Below are 15,363 nucleotides of genomic sequence, written 5' to 3'. Positions count from 1 at the left end.
TTCACTGAATTGACTGAAACAACAGAGGTTGAACACAAGGACAGATAAAGGTTTATCTGCCCTTAGCATTTCAATTAGATGTAACGACTTGAATAAGTCGAGCTTAGTTGTATCAATGTACTCGTTGTCCATTAACCCAGGTTTCGCTGACTTTAGTTTTCCAAATATCTTCAACAGGGGCTGAGAAAATATCGGTTTCGATTAAGATAAAGTCTGCTTTCAATCCTGGTTTTAGCTGACCAATCTCTTTTTCTTGATGACCAGCAAAAGCGGCATTAGTGGTAAAGCTGGCGAGCGCTTCAGTGAGTGTCATGCTTTCTCTACGGTACCAACCATCAACCGGCTGATTGTCATGGTCTTGTCTGGTCACAGAGGCATGAAGGCCATAAAAAGGGTTAGGGGACTCAATGGGAAAGTCAGAACCAGCTGCAATAACAGCGCCCGCATTGATTAATTTACGCCAAGCGTAAGCGCCCTTTATTCGCGAGTTGCCCACTCTATCTTCTGCCATATTCTTATCGCTGGTGGCATGTGTTGCCTGCATAGAAGCAATCACATTGAGCTCAGCAAATCGAGAAATATCACTGAGCTGCAATACTTGTGCATGTTCAATACGGTGTCGTAAATGGCGACTGTTACTGTTTGCAATTAATGATTGGTAATGATCTAAAACAATTTGATTGGCATTATCACCAATTGCGTGGGTATTAACCTGAAACCCTGCTTTCATGGCTTTTTCAATCTTATCACCTAAGGCTTGGGGCGAATATAGCAATAACCCCTTGTGGCCTTTTAAGTCACTATAATCTTCAATTAACGCAGCGCCGCGACTGCCTAATGCGCCGTCAGCAGAAATTTTAACACTGCTAACACGGAATTTATCGGTATCGATACGGTATGGTCCAGCAGCCATTAATTGATCAAACTCAGGATCTTCAGCGTCAATCATGCCGTAAACGCGAATAGGCATTTTACTGCGTAAGTCCAAGGCTTGATAAGCCGCAATGGTATCAGACTGAATCCCAGCGTCATGCACACTGGTTAACCCTAATTCTGCTAATGAGGTTAAAGCTGTTTCTAGCACTGCTTGTTGCTCTTCAATCGACAGTTTAGGGATATTGTTGGTAATTAAGCTCATGGCATTATCAATAAATACGCCAGTAGGCTGACCATTTTTATGGCGAAGGATCTCGCCGCCTGCAGGACTGATTGAGTTGATATCGACTCCAGCAACTGCCATTGCTGCTGAATTTGCCCAGCCAGCGTGCCCATCAATTCGTACTAACCATACAGGCGTGTCAGGAAATATCTTATCGAGAGAGGCGGCAGTAGGAAATTGCTTGCTTGGCCATAATACTTGGTTCCAACCTCTGCCTTGTACCCAGTTTAGTGATGATTGTTGCTGCCTAAATTTATCGACAATATTAACAGCGTCGTATTCTGATTTACTGTCGCGTAATTGAGCACGCATCAAGCTCAAACCGTAACTCAATACATGCCCGTGAGCATCAATTAAGCCCGGAAGTAAGGTTCGACCTTTACCATCAATATGATTGATATTAGCTTCGGTTTTATAGGGTAAGTTGTCTTGTTCGGTATATATTTTTTCGATGGTGTCACCATCAAATTGCAAGGCTCTAAATTCGATGAGGTTGCCATCTTGAACAGTATATCCATGAATGTTACTGATCAATTGACTCTGGCTAAGCGCGGGGAAACTGACTAAACAGATACAAGTGATAAGCAGCTTTTTGTAGGTATTTATCATGTGTTAATTCGTTCCATGTTCTTATTGTTTTGTCTTTTAGCTATTGAACAATATTTAATTTTTGTTGTTGATTTTATGTTAACTGGTTTTTTGTAGAAAAACGAGAGTGAAATAAACATGTTAATGCGTAATCGACAGATTCATTAAGCAGGTGAATGGCAAGCAACTAACGTGATAACTGCTACACTAGAAATGTCTTAAACGACTTGCTACTAATGTTACTGGTGTAATATTCAAGCGAGTGACTATTTAAGTACAATAACGGTATTTTGATTTAAATCATGATGTTTAGGCAAAAAGTGTAAACAAAAAAGATTTAGACAAAAAGTTGAGAAGCAGTATTAAGCAAAGGCAAGTGGAGAGGTTATGGGGTTAAGCGCGTCAATATTAGTACTTTTAGGGTTAATTGGACTGAGTTTATCCTTAAAGCCTGCATATCAAATTTGTGCTTATTCTCAATTTAGCAGCAAAGGTTGGCTAACCCTGTTGATGCTAATCGCATTGTTTATTGTGAGTTATTTTAGCTATTTATCATTATTATTGAAGGCTCAGGAAACCGTTAATTTTATTCAATTGGTTGTCGCAGGGATCTTTTTTGCCGGAGGTTGGTTTGTTTATTTGGTGACACGTTTGAGCAAGCAAACAATCGAGAATATGGATAATTTACTGCAAGAAAAAAACCATCAAGCTAATCATGATTTGCTTACAGGGCTACCTAACCGTCAACAGTATTATCGTAGTATTGATCAATTCATTGCAAAAGAACCTGAGACGTTTTATTGCATGATGTTAGACATTAATAATTTCAAAATGATTAATGATACTTTTGGTCATTCAGAAGGTGACAGAGTTTTACAGATTGTGGCTGAACGTATAGACAGCGTGTTACCAGCAGATGCACTTGCTGCAAGAATTGGCGGTGATGAGATTGCCATTATTATTCCTGATGCTCAGGATCGCAATATCTCAATAATAGCCAAACAAATCGAACAAGCTCTACTCGTTGATATTCCATGCTCTGGGCACATGATTGTTATTGGTGCTAGCATTGGGATTGCCCAATTTCCCAAGGATGGGCAGGATAGAAAGTCGCTGATGAAAAATGCCGATATTGCGATGTATTCTGCTAAGCGTAATGAAGTTTCACATCAGTATTTTCAGCCACATTTAACCTCATCACAATTTCCCAAGTATGCTTTAGATATTGATAAGTCTAGTTTTTAGTAGGACCTGAATATGATAAAATTCAAGTTCTCTAGAGGACTATTTAAGTGACTAGACTAGCGGCTATACAAGTGCAAAGTCAGTTGTTATATACTGTACAAATATAAGTGTTACAGAGACCACTATGACAACAGAGCAACGACTCCTGAATGCAGCAAAAGAATTAATCAAACAGCATGGTGTGATTAACTTTTCAATGTCGGATGTCCCTAGGGCTTGTGGGTTATCTAGAGCCTGTTGTTACCAAAATTTCCGTGATAAAAATGAAATTTTAGCCGCGCTTTGTATCGAAGAAGTTCAAATGAATATCACAGCCATTAATGAGCAACGTTTTGAAGACTTTGCAATGATTTTCAGTATGGTATTAAGACCGCTGATTTTTAATCATTTAAAAGACAAAGACCGATTAGCACTTGAGCATATTTTTGCTGAGTTAACATCATTGATAACACTATTACCTGAAAAAGAAGAATTCAAATTCTTAAAGCGCGGCTTCGAGTTTCTCGAGCTAGAACGAAAGCGCAACCATCCTTAAACCTTTTCATCGTTTTGATAACCTCAGTCAATGTGGCATAAGGCTAAAGCCAAAGCCAAAGCCAAAGCCAAAGCCAAAGCAAAAGTCTAATCAGGCTTTTGCAATGCAATTTTGTATGTATTTTCTCAAACCAAAATCATCTTGTGATATTTTTTAAGTTTAGATATTAATCTGAAATAGTTTCCTTACTTTAGCTTCCTTTCATTAGTTCCTTTTCTGAGTTGATTGCCTTTAGCTAAATTAGCTGTTAAATGTACTCCTTTTATTATGCCGGTTAACTAAAGTCCCAATTTTAATCGCTTCAATAAATCTGAATGATTAAAAAATGTTCTTTTAAGCATATGAATGAGTGACAAAGGTATTGGTGTTAATTTAAAGTAACGGCCTTAGGTGAATAAGGTTAAGCCGTTAATGTATATAAACGGCAAAAACTCTACTGATAGCTGCGGCTTTATAGCTGGTTATCAATAGCAAGGAAGCAACAATTGCATGAGTAAGCAAGAAAATCCACAAGCTGAACAACTTGATGAGGCATCAATTGCTCAAGAGCAGGTCCTTAATCAACAAGCCGCGCTAAAAGCTTCTAATGACGATCACCATCAACACCTATTAGGTCATTGTCATCATCATAACCAAATGCAGCAGCACTTGGATGAAACGCTAAATTCATGCAGTAGTGACGGACAAGCATCAGAACTAGAACAGACAGAAACGCAAGCACAAGAACAATTAGCTTCTCTAGCATCACTAACGCCAGAAGCCATTAAGCCTAGAACAGTGAAACTGCCTCTAGTTAATGTGTATGCTAAAGGTGGCTACTGTGTGCAAATGCACCTTGGAAGTGAAGGTAGTCCTGCAAATCTAATCGTTGATACTGGTAGTAGTACCTTAGTCGTTAAAAAGCAGGTCTACAGACCGCACGATGATCAGCTACTGCAATCTGGCCCATTTGCTCAGCAGGTGATTTATGGTGCAGGCGGTTGGGATGGGCCATTAGTGCATACCAAGGTGAGTGTCAGCCAAGATGGGCTTAAAGATGATTTGTTAGCGCAAGATTCACTAGATAAAAATACGACAACCCATGTGCCGCATCTTAACCTCGCTCATGAACCGCTTGATTTAGAAGGCTGCCCTGTAGCAATTGTACCCTCATTAGAACATCAAAAAACCTTTGCCGATGCAGATGGAATACTGGGTCTTGCTTATTATGGCTTGAACAAGAGCTACGATTTAACTGCCTATATTGAACAACATGAAATTAAGCCTGCATCGACATTCCCATGGCCATTTTCTGATCCTAACTCAGTGTGCCCAGCACATAGTGATCATGACGCGAAGAGTTGTGATGGTTCTGACGAGCAAGAACGCTTTAGCGGCGAAGATTTAAAACGCTTTCGAAAGTTTCTTAAAAAGCAGCCGCAACAGACCGTTGTGCCGTATTTTACCCGCCTTAACAATAGCGGTTTAACCAACAATCGTTTTGCTTTTCATTCAAAGCGCTCAAGTATTCATATTGCTAAAGATGACTATACCCAAGAGCAAATCGCAGCCGATCCACTTAACAAAGGTTGGTTGATTTTAGGTGGTGGCAAAGAGCATACCGAGTTGTATCAGGGAAAGTTTAAAACCATTGATGTTATTCATAATCGCTATTACAACGTCAAATTGTACTCCATGAGTGTCGGCGACCAAGCGCCTGTCGCAGCCCCAGCTTTGCAAGAAAAATACATTCCTTCCCATAAAAGTAACGCCATTATTGATACTGGGGTGTCAGGAATTTTGCTAACCAACTTATTGTATGAAGCTATGTTGCAAGGCTTTAGCAATGTATCAGAAGCGTTTGTGGAGTTAGTCACCCCGTTTAAAGATATCCGCTTGCAAGAAGAGGGGATTGATATGACTGAACTATTTAAAGGCGGTGATATGACGGGTCATCACTCCAATGATTTGAGTCATTGGCCAACACTGCACTTCACCTTTGATGGTGAAATCACCAACGAATGTCCTGATAAAGAAAATGAAGTCATCGATAAAGCAATAACTATCAGTTGTAAGCCAGAACATTATTGGCAGCTTAATTACCCAAAACCAGGCAAAGCTTGTTTTAAAGTACTTGGACAGATTGATGGTTGGCCAAACCAGTGTTTATTGGGTTTACCATTACTCAATGATTATTACGTTGTATTTGATCGTTCAGCCCATGAAACAGGTGTGATTAGGTTTGCAGAGCAAAGTGACTCTTAATTATGGCTGATAACATTCATAACTTTGAGACAGAAAGGTTAAGCATCAGACTTCTTGAGGAAAAGGATATAGATTTATATGTGAGTTTATATACAGACCCTAAAATTATGCGCTTTATTGCTGAACCGTTAACGAAAAGCAAAGCGAAGTCATCATTCTTTACTGCGATAAAGCTAAATAATGAAGCACCATTCAAACAAGTTATATGGGCAATTGTAGATAAAAGTTCAAATGAAGCATGTGGGATTCAAAATTTATCAATGCACTATGAAGACAAAAGAAGTGCCGAAGCTGGTTTAATATTGGCTAGGAATGCTCAAGGGCGATTTTATCCTGAAGAGGCATTAATAGGGATGATTGAATATGGTTTTACAAAACTTGGATTAAAAACCATTTTTGCATATGCCTCGGTTAAAAATAGAGCGAGTAAACGCGTTGTAGTTAAAGCAGGTTTTACAGAATTCTATACAGCTGCTGATAAATTAAGTTTTAAAGTAGAATCAGCAAGATAGATAAAGGATTAATTTCCCGCTGAAACTTTATTGATACAATTCCAATACAAATTAATAACTGTTATCTTATTTGCAACAAATTTGTTGAAAATCACATTATAAAAAGAGTTATAAAATGTCGGGTAGTTTGGCCTGTGTCGGTATTGGTATGACGTTAGGGGCGCACATTAGCCCTTTGAGTAAGAGCTATATAGAGCAAGCTGATGTTGTGTTTTCAGCTGTATCTCATGGCATCACTGAACTTTGGATACAAGAAATGCATCCGGATGTTCGCAGTTTACAGCAGTATTATCAAGAAGGTAAAAACCGCCAAATTACTTATCGTGAGATGGTAGATGCGATGATGACTGAAGTTAGAGCTGGCAAAAAAGTGGTTGGTGCTTTTTATGGCCACCCGGGGGTATTTGCTCAAGCGCCGCATAAGTCTATTGCAATGGCGAAAGCGGAAGGCTATCAAGCACGTATGATACCTGGTATTTCAGCTGAAGATTGTTTAATTGCCGATTTAGGTATCGACCCTGGACGTTTTGGCTGCCAGCAATTTGAGACAAGTCAGTTCATGTTTTATAAACGTCAATATGACCCATCTTGCTATCTGATTTTATGGCAAATTGGTTTAGCTGGAGATAAGTCATTAACTAAATTTTCAACAGGTGCCGCCCACAGGCAAGTACTAATTGAGTTACTTGGTGAAGTTTACCCACTGGATCACCAAGTTATTTTATATGAAGCGGCGGTGCTTCCAATTGATAAGATTCGCATTGAAACTCTATCGCTTTCAGAGTTGGTCACAGCTGAGATTCATATGCACACCACCTTAGTTATTCCACCGAGTCAAAAAATGCAGCCAAATAAAAAGCTTGTAGCACGTTTGGCTGAAATTGAACAAGAATTAGCGCAGTAGGATATCGCGTAATTAAATAGTGTATTAGCATAAGTTAAATTGCTACATTATAACTAAAAAACGTCGTTAAATCGGCACTTTAGCAATCTTAAGGAGACAAGATGTCAAGTATTATCAAGTTACTAGAACGCATGGGACAAGAGTCTGGTTTAACAGAATCTGCAATTGAGTTTGAAACGGCCATTACAGAATCGAACCTAAATGAACAATTAAAGCAAACTATGTTGAACCGAGACATTGTGGCTTTAGAAAAAGCGTTAGATATTTGCCCTGATGTGGTTTGTATCTTATTTCCAGCAGATGAAGAAGAAAAAGAGCAAGAAGGTGATACAAAACCATCTGAAGATAAAACAGAAATCGCAGCAACAATATAGTTAATGTTTAAAGTTTTTGGTTTTCTTATTTTATTTACTTTCATCACTCCTGTGTGGAGTGATGAAAGTCCTGATGTAGATTTTTTATTGGAGCAAGCTGATAAAGTAAGAACAAGCGACGCAATTCAATTTAATCAAATTATGAAAAACTTAAAGTCTGTTGAATTGAATTTCTCAAATTCTCAAAATGATCGCTTTAAATATTTAACTGCATATCAAATGGCATTTAATGGAAATTTTGTGGATGCTCAGGTTCTTTGGGAAGAGTTGAGTAAGTCAAGCGTTTCAATCGAAGTTCAATTTAGAGCAAATATATCTTTAATAAATACAATGGCTTTTTCTAAACAGTGGAATGAAGGCTTAGTATATTTAGAAAGAAACTTAGAGCTTCTTCATCTAATTAAAAATCCCGAAATAAGTCAATTAGGAATTTCAGTAACAGCATTTTTTTATAACAAATTAGGTCAATATGAGTTGGGGCTTAATTATGCGGATAAGCTTGATGACGATTTTTTGTTCGGAAGAAATTTTTGTATTGTAAAACATCAAATTGTAGAAGCAAAATATTATCTGGGGCAACTAACAACGGGCTCTGAAGAATTTAAGGTCGCGATAAAAGCGTGTAAAGAGAATAATGAGCCTGTAATTTTAAATTCGATATATACTTTTAAGGCAAACCTTTTTTTAAATGATGGATTATACCTTGAAGCAATCACATTGCTTGAAAATAATATTAGTGTATTAAAATCTATAAACTATGTCCCGATCCTTTCACATTTCCATGCTTTATTATCAAAAGCATATTTAGCGAGTAATGAGTTTGAAAAAGCAAAATTAAATGGAGAAAAAGTCCTCTTACTGACAAGTAATATGACAAACCCGGAACCAGAAATGATAGCTTACGAAGCTCTTTATCAAGTTGCTGTTTCCTCCAGGGAGTTTGAAGTTGCTTTAAATTATTACATAAAATTTGCCGAAGCTGATAAGGCATTTTTCGATGAATTAAAAACCAAATATCTAGCCTTTCAATTGGCGCAACATAAAGCTGTTGAGCAAAAAGTCCAAATCGAATTACTCAATAAACAAAACAAACTATTGCAAGCTAGCCAGCGGTTAGCCGAAAGTGAAACTGAAAATAACCGTTTATTTATGGCTTTGCTGATCATGGTGATCAGTTTATTGGCTATTGCGGCTATTCGCTCGAACAGAAACCAAAAACGTTTGAAACACCTTGCTCAAATAGATTCGTTAACCCAAATTTATAACCGTGGCCATTTTAATACGGCAGCGCAAGATGCGATGTCAGCTTGCCAAGTTAATCAAGACAATATCAGCTGTATTCTGTTTGATTTAGATAAGTTTAAAACTATCAATGACAACTATGGCCATGCATGTGGTGATTGGGTGCTTAAAAATGTTGCCCGTACTTGTAAGAATATAGGCCGTACAAACGATATTTTTGCTCGCTTAGGCGGGGAGGAATTTTGTATTATCTTGTCTCGTTGCGATTCCGTTACGGCATTAAAGATTGCTGAAGATTACCGTAAGGCGATTGCCAATATTGATAGCAGCCCAAGCGGTTACACGTTCCCTATTACTGCAAGTTTTGGGGTAACGGACAGTGTGCAATCTGGTTACAGTGTTGAAGCACTAACAGGTCATGCAGACAATGCCATGTATCTAGCTAAAAGCACTGGCCGTAATAAAGTATGTAACTATGCCGATGTTGAAGCCTCTAAAGAATCTTGCTCGGTGATTATTTAGTTTTACACTGACTTAACGCCATAAGGCTAATGTCACAAGAGATAAGCCGTTTACAGATAAAGCGATTGCGCCCAAAGCGTTAATCGCTTTATTTTTGGGTAACAAACCGAGTAGTGAACTGTTATTCTATTCATCAAGAAATTATGCGTTCACTTACTCATTTTGGAGACCAGTTTGGATAAATCAGCTTATTTAGATGCAATGGGTGTATCTCGTTGGCGCAGTGCTGATGCCAAAGGTAAGCCTTATCTTATTATTCAAGATTCCGACACTGATATTTCTCAGAATGCCATTGTCCTAGAGATTTTGGGGTTACTGAGTGTAGACCTGAACGATTGTGAATTTGATACTGAGATGGTCAAAGGAATGCAAGTGGTGTGGGATATGCGCAAATTAAAGGTGCGCCCTAGAGTGGCTTGGCTGGTATCTGCACCATTAGCAGCTCTTGAAACAGGTCATCAAGTTAAGCGCGAATTATGGCAACAGATATACCAATACCTTGCTAAAACCGCAGCCTAATTAAATCCTTATTTTGATAATAAAGCGTTTTGATAAAGAAGCGTTTTGATAAAGAACCGCTTTGGTAAATAGCTGTTCGGATAAAGAGGTTTCCAATCTTTATAGCCAGCTTACAGCCATCTTAATCGTGATTTCAACAGTGGTAACAGTTAACTATTTTTTTAAGAACCCTATTTTAAGAAACCTGTTTTAAAAACTATGTCAGAAACAAGCTCACCCTCGAATTCTATAGTGATTAAGCCTCTTAGCCCTGAAAACGCTGCTGAGATGTCTAGTGTTGAAAACCAGGCTCACAGTCACCCTATGAGCTTATCCAATCTAGAAGACTGTTTTGGTCGCCTGTACCGTGTTTTTGGCGCCTATGAAGGTTCGCAACTTATTGGCTTTGCGATAGTGCAGCAAATAGTTGATGAGCTGACTTTGTTAGATATTTGCATCAATCCGCAGTCTCAAGGTAAAGGCTTAGGTTTACACTTGCTGAATCATACTATTAGCGACGCAAAACAGCATGAGGCTGTGATTGTCATGCTTGAGGTGCGTCAGTCTAACCAAGCGGCAATAGGCTTATATCAAAAACTGGGCTTTGTAGAGTCAGGTCGTAGAACAGGCTATTACCCTGCTGAGTCGGGTCGTGAAGATGCGATTCTAATGGATTACAGGCTTTAGATTTTCTTTAGCTTTCTATGACTCTCTATGACTGTCTTTGACTCTCTTTGACTCTCTATGACTTTGTTTTAACTTATTGGCTATGACTTAGCTTGTTAACTATTTCTTGAACAGTGATTTAATGCATTTACCGATGTAAAAGCCGATTTAATAAAAGGATAAAAATGAGAGACTCATTAAGAGCGAAGGTTATTCAGGTTTGCGATAAGAAAATAGCCGCAAAAGGCGATAATGTTGGTTTATCTTTTTATGCTTTTTTTGCCAACAAAAATGACAATCCTGAGCTATTGATGGAAGCCGCTACATGGTGGATTGAAACTCATCGGCTTGACCATTTTGTTAAGGCAAAAGAGATTAAAGCCATGGTTGAAAGCGGTTTGTAACTTGAGTCGTTTTATTTAGGCAAATAAAAACGGCGCATAAAGCGCCGTTTTTTTACGAGGAAGAAAGCTTATTTCACTTCTTTACCTTGCGCTTGTAAATCTGCATGGTAGCTTGAGCGAACTAACGGTCCGCAAGCTGCATGGGTAAAGCCAAGTTCATCAGCCAAGTCTTTTAATGCATCGAACTCAGCTGGCGGCACGTAACGTTCAACCGGTAAATGGAACTTAGACGGCTGTAGGTACTGACCTAGAGTGAGCATTTCAACATCGTGTTTACGTAAGTCACGTAACACATCTGCAATTTCTTCGTTAGTTTCACCTAAACCCATCATTAAGCCAGATTTTGTTGGCACATCAGGGTGACGCTCTTTAAAGCGTTTCAGTAAATCTAATGACCATTGATAGTTCGCCCCAGGACGCGCTTTACGGTAATGCTTAGGCGCAGTTTCAAGGTTATGGTTGAACACATCAGGTGGCTCAGTTGCAATAATATCGAGCGCTGCATCAATACGACCACGGAAATCAGGGACTAAAATCTCGATTTTAATTTCAGGATTAAGTATGCGGATTTCACGAATACAATCTGCAAAATGTTGTGCGCCGCCATCACGTAAATCATCACGATCCACTGAGGTAATAACCACATACTTAAGCTTCATGTCTTTGATGGTTTGAGCTAACTTTTTAGGTTCAGCTGCGTCTGGCTTAAGCGGACGACCATGGGCAACATCACAGAAAGGGCAACGACGAGTACAGATAGCACCTAAGATCATAAAGGTGGCTGTACCGTGGTTAAAGCATTCAGCGAGGTTAGGGCACGATGCTTCTTCACAAACTGAGTGCAAACCATTTTTACGTAATGCTGATTTAATCTCAGTAATACGCTGGTTTGATGCAGGTAGCTTTACGCGTAACCAGTTTGGTTTGCGTAACATGGTTTCCTTTTCAGAAGGAACCACTTTTACTGGAATACGTGCGACTTTTTCGGCATCACGCAGTTTTACACCAGGTTGTAATCTTTCAGGCCTATTCATATTATTCTGCTAATCCTTGATGATGTACAAGTTCTTGGTAGCCCAATACTTTGCTTAATGTTTGAATCAGTTTGTCGCCAGCATCGTTAACGGTTTGAGGGCCGCCTAATGCTTTGCATTGCACCATTTCAAGACCCGCGTAACCGCAAGGGTTAATGCGTTGGAACGGTGCTAAGTCCATATCGACGTTAAGTGCTAGACCATGAAATGAGCAGCCTTTACGAATACGAAGCCCTAGTGAGGCAACTTTACGTTCATCGACATAGACACCGGGAGCGTCAGCTTTTGCATAGGCGTTAACGTCATACATTGCCAGCATATCAACAATACTTTGTTCAATGTTATTAACTAACTGTCTGACGCCGAGTTTACCGCGTTTTATGTCGATAAGTGGATAGACAACTAACTGGCCCGGCCCGTGATAGGTCACTTGGCCACCACGGTCAACTTGGATCACTGGGATATCACCTGGATTAAGGATGTGCTCGCTTTTGCCTGCTTGGCCTTGGGTGAATACGGGCGAGTGTTCAACAATCCATAATTCATCGTTGCTTTCGCTGTCACGATTATCGGTATAAGCCTGCATTGCATGCCATACGGATTCGTAATCTTGGCGACCAAGATGTCTGATGTGTAACGCTTGAGTTTGCAAGGGCAACCTCTCCCCTCAAAAAAGTTGGCTTATTATACGCACCTAGCAGCAAAATGACATCAAAGTGTTAGCTTGATCACATTTTGCTCATAGTTAGAGTACGCGATTCACGCCTTCGATTGCCGCAAGGTCGGTATAAACCTGCTCGATATGCTCTTTGCTGGTCACAGTAATGCGGATTGAAATCGCATAGTAAGTGCCTTTGCTTGATGCTTTCACAGTCGGTGCATAGTCACCTGGAGCAAGCTGTTGCGCTACTGCAACAATGCGATCCGCTAGGGTATCATCGGCAGTACCAATCACTTTGAATGGGCAAGAATTCGGAAATTCCATTAGTTCGCCAAAGTTTGTTTCTAACATGTGTTTGCTCTCTGCAGTTGTAATATGTGCTATCTGTTCTATATGGGGTAATTATACTGTAATACAAGGCTTATAACACAGAGTCTATGCATTTATCCTAAGCATAAAAAAATTAAAGCCACCCGAAGGTAGCTTTAATTATTAGATTCTCTACTGGTACTGATTAACTAAACCAGCCTTCAAACATTTGCTTGAAGTAATCCATCAGTTTGCTAAACCAGCTACCTTCGTTAACTTCATTAAGTGTAACAAGTGGGAACTCAGCAATATCTTTACCATTAAGTTGGAAGAAGATACGGCCTACAGTTTCGCCTTTAGCTAATGGCGCTGTTAGTGGTTTAGTTAGCTCGAAGTTTGCTTCTAGGTTTTTCGCTTGACCACGGTTAATGGTAATAGGCGTATCAGTTACGACACCTAAATCAACGTTTTCACGATCGCCGTACCAGATTTTCTGGGTGACAAAAGTATCACCCGCTTTATACGGCGTGATTGATTCAAAGAAACGGAAACCATAGTTAAGCAGTTTTTTACTTTCAGCTTTACGCGCTGATTCACTGTTTGTGCCCATCACTACGGTGATTAAGCGCATACCATCATTGGTTGCTGAAGAAACTAAGTTATAACCAGCGCCTGAAGTATGACCGGTTTTAATGCCGTCAACGTTAAGGCTGTTATCCCACAATAAACCGTTACGGTTATATTGTTTGATACCGTTAAACGTAAACGATTTTTCTGAATATACACGGTATTCATCAGGAACGTCGCGGATTAAGGCTGCGCCTAACAAAGCCATGTCATAAGCCGTGGTTTTGTGATTGTCTGAATCTAAACCATGAGAGTTTTCAAAGTAACTTTGGGTCATGCCAAGCTGCTTTGACCATGAATTCATTAAATCAACAAAGCCATCTTCTGTACCAGCAATATGCTCAGCCATTGCAACACAAGCATCGTTACCTGATTGAATGATGATGCCACGGTTAAGGTCTTCTACAGTGACTTTCTTGCCAACTTCGATAAACATTTTAGAAGAGTCTGGGAAGTTTTTAGACCAAGCTTTTTTACTGATGGTCACTTCATCTTCTAGTGAAATATTGCCTACCTTAACTTCGTGACCAATAACATAGCTGGTCATCATTTTAGTTAAGCTGGCAGGGTTTAGCGATTCGTAGGCATTGCTTTCAGCGATAACACGGCCTGAGTTGTAGTCCATTAAAACGTAAGCTTTAGCGGCAACTGTTGGTGCATTTGGCATAACCATGGGTGCATTGGCTGCGTGAGAAGATAAAGATACAGCGGAAAGCAGCAGCAAAGATTTAAGCGGAGTGTTAACAATATTCTTCATTGAGTTTGCACATCTCTGGTCAGTCGTGAAAGAAGTAAGGTCGTTTATCAATTATTATCTATATTACAGCTGGTTAAATAAAAAGTAGCTAACTACTTTAGCTGATTTACATAGTGATACGACATAATTAAAAAGATTATACCATTAGTCGACCTCAATTTGGCATTAAGGTTCCTTAACACAGGTTATTAACTGAAGTCGGATGTCATATTTACAATCTTTAAATTTGATTACAAAGTGGAATTAAGCACGACTACTTTTTTGTTGGCGCTCTTAAATAACTTTGTGGGTAGCCATCTTGTTTGATTTGCAGCAATAATTTATTCGCAAGGTAACTTTGACCAATGGGGCCAAGTAACAAGCGATAAAAACCATTAGCAGACTCAACAGTAGCTGGCACTTTATATTTTGCTTCAAGCTCTTTGGCGAGCACATTGATCCTTACTTGATCTTTAGAGGCTACCACTTGGATGATATGCACACTGTCATCTTTGAGTTCATCCAATGCCATCGACTCGGGTGATTCAATGTGGATGGTTTCAATATTCACCTTAGCGGTGCCACTTCCAAGCATGTCGAGTTTATAAGCGGCGGCATAGGATAAATCTATGATGCGACCTTCATGAAACGGGCCGCGATCATTCACACGTACAATCACTTGCTTATTGTTCGCTTCGTTAGTGACTTTAACGTAACTAGGCAAGGGTAAAGTTTTGTGCGCCGCAGACATAGAATACATGTCGTAGGTTTCGCCATTGGAAGTTAAATGACCGTGAAACTTAGAGCCATACCAAGAAGCATAACCACTTTGGCTAAAGTCTTTGGCACTCGGCATCACAGTGTAGGATTTACCACGGACAGTATAGGTGCGTTTATTACCTTGGCGGCTATAAGGTTCGTATTTAGGATGCGCATCTTCAACTTTACTTACATCAGGAGCACTTTGCGGCGCGCGATCGTTTTTCATTTGATAACGGTCATCTTGACTAGTAGAAGATGAACTTGAACAAGCACTCAGTAGCCCCAGTAAGCTTAATGTGCTGATGCTCAAAATCGTTCTTTTTTGCATTGATGAGTTAATC

16 protein-coding genes are annotated in these 15,363 nt (G+C 39.5%); 10 read left to right on the top strand and 6 right to left on the bottom strand.

The genetic code is table 11. The features are described from left to right. Positions 1-112: 112 nt before the first annotated feature. A complete protein-coding gene (locus tag BCU84_RS10875; protein ID WP_102528106.1) occupies positions 113-1,768 on the bottom strand; it encodes an amidohydrolase in 1,656 nt (551 codons plus the stop codon). Positions 1,769-2,134: 366 nt separating this feature from the next. Between BCU84_RS10875 and BCU84_RS10870 the strand changes: the two genes are divergently transcribed. The 10 genes from BCU84_RS10870 to BCU84_RS10825 all read left to right on the top strand — a co-directional run bounded on the left by BCU84_RS10870 (position 2,135) and on the right by BCU84_RS10825 (position 10,893). Next, complete coding sequence (locus BCU84_RS10870; RefSeq protein ID WP_102528105.1) at positions 2,135-2,992, top strand: GGDEF domain-containing protein; 858 nt, start codon at positions 2,135-2,137, stop codon at positions 2,990-2,992. Positions 2,993-3,116: 124 nt separating this feature from the next. Further along, entirely contained in the window at positions 3,117-3,527 is a 411-nt protein-coding gene (locus BCU84_RS10865; protein ID WP_102528104.1) for a TetR family transcriptional regulator, read from the top strand. Between the two features lie 489 nt (positions 3,528-4,016). After that, the gene (locus BCU84_RS10860) at positions 4,017-5,771 is read left to right on the top strand and encodes a pepsin-like aspartyl protease (RefSeq protein ID WP_102528103.1); all 1,755 of its coding nucleotides are present in this window, start codon (positions 4,017-4,019) and stop codon (positions 5,769-5,771) included. Positions 5,772-5,773: 2 nt separating this feature from the next. Then, positions 5,774-6,283, top strand: a complete 510-nt coding sequence (locus BCU84_RS10855) for a GNAT family N-acetyltransferase (protein WP_102528102.1) — start codon at positions 5,774-5,776, stop codon at positions 6,281-6,283. A gap of 115 nt (positions 6,284-6,398) precedes the next feature. Next, positions 6,399-7,187 (top strand): SAM-dependent methyltransferase, encoded by a 789-nt coding sequence (locus BCU84_RS10850; protein WP_102528101.1) that lies wholly within the window; start codon positions 6,399-6,401, stop codon positions 7,185-7,187. 101 nt (positions 7,188-7,288) lie between these two features. Then, complete coding sequence (locus BCU84_RS10845; RefSeq protein WP_102528100.1) at positions 7,289-7,561, top strand: hypothetical protein; 273 nt, start codon at positions 7,289-7,291, stop codon at positions 7,559-7,561. A 3-nt stretch (positions 7,562-7,564) separates the two neighbouring features. Then, the gene (locus BCU84_RS10840; RefSeq protein WP_102528099.1) at positions 7,565-9,325 is read left to right on the top strand and encodes a GGDEF domain-containing protein; all 1,761 of its coding nucleotides are present in this window, start codon (positions 7,565-7,567) and stop codon (positions 9,323-9,325) included. Positions 9,326-9,499: 174 nt separating this feature from the next. Further along, positions 9,500-9,844, top strand: coding sequence for a hypothetical protein (locus tag BCU84_RS10835; RefSeq protein ID WP_102528098.1), 345 nt, complete (start codon positions 9,500-9,502; stop codon positions 9,842-9,844). A 267-nt stretch (positions 9,845-10,111) separates the two neighbouring features. Then, positions 10,112-10,510 (top strand): ribosomal protein S18-alanine N-acetyltransferase, encoded by a 399-nt coding sequence (gene rimI, locus BCU84_RS10830; protein ID WP_241906415.1) that lies wholly within the window; start codon positions 10,112-10,114, stop codon positions 10,508-10,510. A gap of 164 nt (positions 10,511-10,674) precedes the next feature. Next, positions 10,675-10,893, top strand: coding sequence for a DUF6500 family protein (locus tag BCU84_RS10825; RefSeq protein WP_102528096.1), 219 nt, complete (start codon positions 10,675-10,677; stop codon positions 10,891-10,893). Between the two features lie 68 nt (positions 10,894-10,961). Here the strand turns inward: BCU84_RS10825 and lipA are convergent, their stop codons facing one another. The 5 genes from lipA to BCU84_RS10800 all read right to left on the bottom strand — a co-directional run bounded on the left by lipA (position 10,962) and on the right by BCU84_RS10800 (position 15,350). Then, entirely contained in the window at positions 10,962-11,927 is a 966-nt protein-coding gene (gene lipA / locus BCU84_RS10820) for a lipoyl synthase (RefSeq protein WP_102528095.1), read from the bottom strand. A 1-nt stretch (position 11,928) separates the two neighbouring features. After that, entirely contained in the window at positions 11,929-12,579 is a 651-nt protein-coding gene (gene lipB / locus BCU84_RS10815; protein ID WP_102528141.1) for a lipoyl(octanoyl) transferase LipB, read from the bottom strand. Between the two features lie 93 nt (positions 12,580-12,672). Next, positions 12,673-12,939, bottom strand: a complete 267-nt coding sequence (ybeD, locus tag BCU84_RS10810) for a DUF493 family protein YbeD (protein WP_102528094.1) — start codon at positions 12,937-12,939, stop codon at positions 12,673-12,675. 163 nt (positions 12,940-13,102) lie between these two features. Beyond that, positions 13,103-14,281: a serine hydrolase gene (locus BCU84_RS10805; protein WP_102528093.1), complete on the bottom strand. Its 1,179-nt coding sequence runs from the start codon at positions 14,279-14,281 to the stop codon at positions 13,103-13,105. Between the two features lie 253 nt (positions 14,282-14,534). After that, positions 14,535-15,350: a septal ring lytic transglycosylase RlpA family protein gene (locus BCU84_RS10800; RefSeq protein WP_102528140.1), complete on the bottom strand. Its 816-nt coding sequence runs from the start codon at positions 15,348-15,350 to the stop codon at positions 14,535-14,537. Positions 15,351-15,363 lie beyond the last annotated feature (13 nt).

This window comes from Shewanella sp. 10N.286.51.B7 (assembly GCF_002873615.1).
Taxonomy (GTDB): domain Bacteria; phylum Pseudomonadota; class Gammaproteobacteria; order Enterobacterales; family Shewanellaceae; genus Shewanella; species Shewanella electrodiphila.
This window is presented reverse-complemented; position numbering and strand designations above follow the sequence as displayed.

What these genes read in the sequence shown, in the direction of transcription:
- lipA (WP_102528095.1), bottom strand. Translation starts at nt 11,927, where the DNA reads ATGAATAGGCCTGAAAGATTACAACCTGGTGTAAAACTGCGTGATGCC.
- BCU84_RS10875 (WP_102528106.1), bottom strand. Translation starts at nt 1,768, where the DNA reads ATGATAAATACCTACAAAAAGCTGCTTATCACTTGTATCTGTTTAGTC.
- BCU84_RS10865 (WP_102528104.1), top strand. Translation starts at nt 3,117, where the DNA reads ATGACAACAGAGCAACGACTCCTGAATGCAGCAAAAGAATTAATCAAA.
- BCU84_RS10825 (WP_102528096.1), top strand. Translation starts at nt 10,675, where the DNA reads ATGAGAGACTCATTAAGAGCGAAGGTTATTCAGGTTTGCGATAAGAAA.
- rimI (WP_241906415.1), top strand. Translation starts at nt 10,112, where the DNA reads ATGTCTAGTGTTGAAAACCAGGCTCACAGTCACCCTATGAGCTTATCC.
- BCU84_RS10845 (WP_102528100.1), top strand. Translation starts at nt 7,289, where the DNA reads ATGTCAAGTATTATCAAGTTACTAGAACGCATGGGACAAGAGTCTGGT.
- BCU84_RS10840 (WP_102528099.1), top strand. Translation starts at nt 7,565, where the DNA reads ATGTTTAAAGTTTTTGGTTTTCTTATTTTATTTACTTTCATCACTCCT.
- BCU84_RS10870 (WP_102528105.1), top strand. Translation starts at nt 2,135, where the DNA reads ATGGGGTTAAGCGCGTCAATATTAGTACTTTTAGGGTTAATTGGACTG.
- BCU84_RS10850 (WP_102528101.1), top strand. Translation starts at nt 6,399, where the DNA reads ATGTCGGGTAGTTTGGCCTGTGTCGGTATTGGTATGACGTTAGGGGCG.
- ybeD (WP_102528094.1), bottom strand. Translation starts at nt 12,939, where the DNA reads ATGTTAGAAACAAACTTTGGCGAACTAATGGAATTTCCGAATTCTTGC.
- BCU84_RS10855 (WP_102528102.1), top strand. Translation starts at nt 5,774, where the DNA reads ATGGCTGATAACATTCATAACTTTGAGACAGAAAGGTTAAGCATCAGA.
- BCU84_RS10860 (WP_102528103.1), top strand. Translation starts at nt 4,017, where the DNA reads ATGAGTAAGCAAGAAAATCCACAAGCTGAACAACTTGATGAGGCATCA.
- BCU84_RS10800 (WP_102528140.1), bottom strand. Translation starts at nt 15,350, where the DNA reads ATGCAAAAAAGAACGATTTTGAGCATCAGCACATTAAGCTTACTGGGG.
- BCU84_RS10805 (WP_102528093.1), bottom strand. Translation starts at nt 14,281, where the DNA reads ATGAAGAATATTGTTAACACTCCGCTTAAATCTTTGCTGCTGCTTTCC.